Origin of the sequence: Caballeronia sp., from assembly GCF_049581465.1 — a bacterium.
Lineage (GTDB): Bacteria > Pseudomonadota > Gammaproteobacteria > Burkholderiales > Burkholderiaceae > Caballeronia.
The window spans coordinates 1-3,795 of the sequence record NZ_JBAUSA010000201.1 but is presented as its reverse complement, the minus strand read 5'-3'; the positions used below and the strand labels follow the sequence as shown (position 1 = coordinate 3,795).

3 protein-coding genes are annotated in these 3,795 nt (G+C 55.4%); 2 read left to right on the top strand and 1 reads right to left on the bottom strand.

Annotated elements, in window-relative coordinates; translation table 11 throughout:
- Positions 1-120 precede the first annotated feature (120 nt).
- Both WCA53_RS04980 and moaC read left to right on the top strand, forming a co-directional pair.
- Entirely contained in the window at positions 121-690 is a 570-nt protein-coding gene (locus WCA53_RS04980) for a DUF2946 family protein (protein ID WP_423906284.1), read from the top strand.
- A gap of 66 nt (positions 691-756) precedes the next feature.
- Positions 757-1,236 carry a cyclic pyranopterin monophosphate synthase MoaC gene (moaC, locus tag WCA53_RS04975; protein WP_423906281.1) on the top strand — a complete coding sequence of 160 codons (480 nt, stop codon included), beginning with the start codon at positions 757-759 and terminating at the stop codon, positions 1,234-1,236.
- Positions 1,237-1,344: 108 nt separating this feature from the next.
- Here the strand turns inward: moaC and WCA53_RS04970 are convergent, their stop codons facing one another.
- Positions 1,345-3,342, bottom strand: a complete 1,998-nt coding sequence (locus WCA53_RS04970; protein ID WP_423906278.1) for a T6SS effector phospholipase Tle3 domain-containing protein — start codon at positions 3,340-3,342, stop codon at positions 1,345-1,347.
- Positions 3,343-3,795: the final 453 nt, after the last annotated feature.

The window sequence follows — 3,795 nt, the reverse complement described above, 5'->3', positions numbered from 1 at the left end:
AACGACCACGCTAGCAGAAGGACTCAATGCTCGCCCCACACTCGCCGCTAGCAGCACCCCCTCCACCCTTGCCGCACACTCCGCCCGACCCCACCAAAACGCCCCACGCGGGACCCTCTTATGGATGAAATCGTCAAGCAGGCACTGGCCAAATGGCCCAACGTCCCACATTGCACCGGCTGGTTGCTGCTCGACCGGCGCGGCCAGTGGCGCATGCGCGACGATGCCACGCAAGCGGCGGGACTTCCCGGCGACATCATCCGGCACGACGCGCTGCTCGGCTTTATCAACCGCAATTACGCCGCCGATGCCGACGGTCAATGGTTCTTCCAGAACGGCCCACAGCGCGTTTATGTGGAACTTGGCTATACGCCCTGGATCGTGAGGCTAAGCGAAACCGATGGCACGCTGCGATTGACCGATCATGCCGGCGCGTCCTTTATTCCCGCACAAGCATGGCTCGACGATGAAGGCGGCGTGCTCTTGTCCGACGCCGCCACGCCGCCGCGTATCGCCGCGCTACACGATCACGACCTCGACCTGTTTTCGACGTACGCCACACTCGACGACGCCGGAGGCGTATTCCACTTTGCGGCGGACATCGATTTGAACTTGAATCGCATCGCGCGAGGCGACGTCGGACCAACGTTCGGTTTTATCGAAAGCCCGGCGGCGAGGGCGGCATCGTAGCTGTCTAGCGTGCGCTCAAAGCGCCCACACGCGGCTGGTAAGATGACCGCCCCTCAAGGAGAACCCATGTCCGGACTGACTCATTTCGATGCTTCTGGCGAAGCGCACATGGTCGATGTCGGCAATAAATCCGAAACGCGCCGAGTAGCCATAGCGCGCGGATCGATCGCCATGCTGCCCGCCACGCTCGCGCTGATCCGCGACGGCAAGGCTAAAAAAGGCGATGTGTTAGGCGTTGCGCGCATCGCGGCCATCCAGGGTGCCAAGCGTACTTCCGATCTGATCCCGCTATGCCATCCGCTGGCGCTGACGCGGGTGGCGGTGGATTTTTCCATCGATGAAACCCTGCCCGGCGTGCATTGCGAAGTCCGCGTGGAAACACTCGGGCGAACGGGCGTGGAAATGGAAGCGCTGACGGCCGTGCAAGTGGGATTGCTGACGGTCTACGACATGTGCAAGGCAGTGGATCGCGGCATGACCATCAACAACGTGAAAGTGCTGGAGAAGCATGGCGGGAAGTCGGGAGACTGGGTGGCGGGGGCGTGAGCGTTTGTCTCCGCTGAATTTTTTTCTCAACGCTCCCTGTTGAGGTAACGCCGGGGTTACATTGGCGGTCACTGCTCGGTAGGGAAATCGACAGCGACCCGCCTTGCCCTACTTGCCAATGCCGTACAGCTTCCGGGTCCGTTCAACATCATCAATGACGATCTGACGAGTTTGCACATCTATTCCAGCCGGTGGTGGTGGTGCTTGAAAGTCACCGCCCTGCGCGTAGTTCTCATCGCTGCCTGATTCAAGCCAATCTGCATCCTTTATCAGCTTTTTCCAGAATGGACGATCACTGAAACTGTCTGCCCTCCCAATGGGAAGATCGTAAGCAAGCACCCGTTTCACCAACTCGCCCTGCAGATAGGTCAGAATCGTACTGTGATTCGTCGGGATGGCGTCGGTTGTGTCGATCTCCAGCGCAACTTCTTCTTCAGTCTGCAAGTGCTGCCGATGTTGGTTTTCGTACACGGACGGTTCGTTGTCGACCCATTTCCGCTTCTCGTAAATCAGCTCTTTGTAGTACGGAAAATCATCATCTTTCGATATCTTTTTTCTACTGCTTTCATCCTCAGCCAAGCCTTCGTTGAATGCCTTCATCTTATCGGCAGGCATAGGATTAGGAACGCGAGGAGCATTTACAAATATCCTTTCCTCTCGACCGATATCAGTCATCTCGTTGATTAGGTTTGCTACTTTTGGCGACGGTGGAATCCACAATGGCAGTCCGTCGTTCGGATAACGTGGGGTTCTCGGCCCATCGGCATCCGGCGTACTTCCAACGGAATGCGTGCGCATGAACTGACGCTGGAACAGCACGGGCTTACCTTCCCCATTGTATTTTTCGAAGGGGCTCACCCTGGTTCGCGGCAAATCGGGATCGGGCAAACGATAGTCCACGCCTTTCCATCCGATGCTCTGCAACGGGGTCGAACCCATGACGCGGTCGTGCGGCGAGCAGTACACAAACACTCGCCCGTGATTGTGGTGATCCTCTTTTCCGGGAACGGGTTCCTCCGTTGCGATTGTCGGCTTCCACTTTACGCTTTGGTCGACCTTATAGTCGAACGACGGCTCGGAATCGATGCTCGGACCGTCCGTTTCCTTTGTTTCGGCCATAGAACGGCCATCCTTAGACTCTTGCGTTTCGATATCGAGCCAGCCGCCAACGCCCTCAAGCTGTTCCTCCGTAATTTTTCGCTCGACGTCGCCTTGCGATTCCTTGAAGCGGTCGAGGATGTTGAAGAACGTTTTAACGCGCGAGGCTGCTGTTGGCGCATTGCCTCCCATCGTTATGCCGTCAACGCCCTTGTCTTCGAAGGAGTACGGTGAATTGCACAGGAATAGCGTGTCCGGTAATTGCTTGACGTACAGCATCGCAAGGGCTGCGATCATTGTGCCCTGGCTGTGACTGACCACCGCGACAGTGTCATTCGGATATTTTTCGTAGATCGAGTCGATCAACTTGGCCAGTCGCAGTGAGGCGTTGACGTAGTAGGTTCGCTTCGGCGATTTGTTTAGTGGCCGATCGGGTTCCGGGTTGAATGTGCGGCTTCCGACGTCGACAAAACCAAACACCTTGGGATCAAAGCCGTCGTACCACGATGCATTTAGTGCCGTTGTACCGTTCTGGAACGGACCACCACCCCAGTAGTACGTGCCCTTAAGGTTCGTGTCGGGCCGCTTGAACGAATAGGGATAGTACGTGTACGACGTCCCGCCATTGGGCGCAGCCGCGCCATCCCGTACCTTCAACGGAATCTTGTATGGGAACGTGCCGGCGGCCGTTTGTTCTTCGGGCGCACGGTAGCCCCAGTAGAAATTGATTACGGGACTATTTTCAATCGATATTAGTGTTCGCTTATCTTTACTCGAATCATTAATGCGAAGGTCAGCGCGTCCCAATCGCTCATTCAACCCATCGACAATTCCATTTTCAGCGTCTGAGTACCACTCGCCTTCAGAATTGACGCCGTGGACGAATATCACCACACAGGGCATGGGGCGGGGAACTGAAACCAGGCATACATTATTGTCGCCTGGCACGCACATTGATTCAGCGATAAAAGTCGGTGCTGCATTAGTCAGTGATGTTTTACTCCACATTGTTTGGCTAGCATTTTTTCGCTTCCGAGATCCGCACTATGAAGCACTGTCCTTAGAGGAATCGCAAGTCCATCTAGTAGAGCCAGATGGTGATTTCAATTTACTCGGAACCTGTTGTGGATCAGAGTCTTGGCCGTTCGGTGGAAGTGCGCGTTGAAACTGGTCCACCTGCATGTCGCGGCTCAAGTCATATGAACTCGCGAGGTATATGCCAGTCTGAGGATTACTGCTTCTACGAGCCACATATAAAGTTGGCCCTTTCAATACGAATATATCGGCTCCGAAACCGTAGCCCCCATACAAAAGCCCTTTGAAAGAATGGCCACCATCGGTTGAGTAGTATATATACAGCCGTTCGCCGCTCGTCTGGGAGAAAACAATTGCTGGTATAGCGACATAGTCAGAGTCAATCGCATAGTAACCACTGAAAGCTCCTGCCCCAAGGGTCAACCC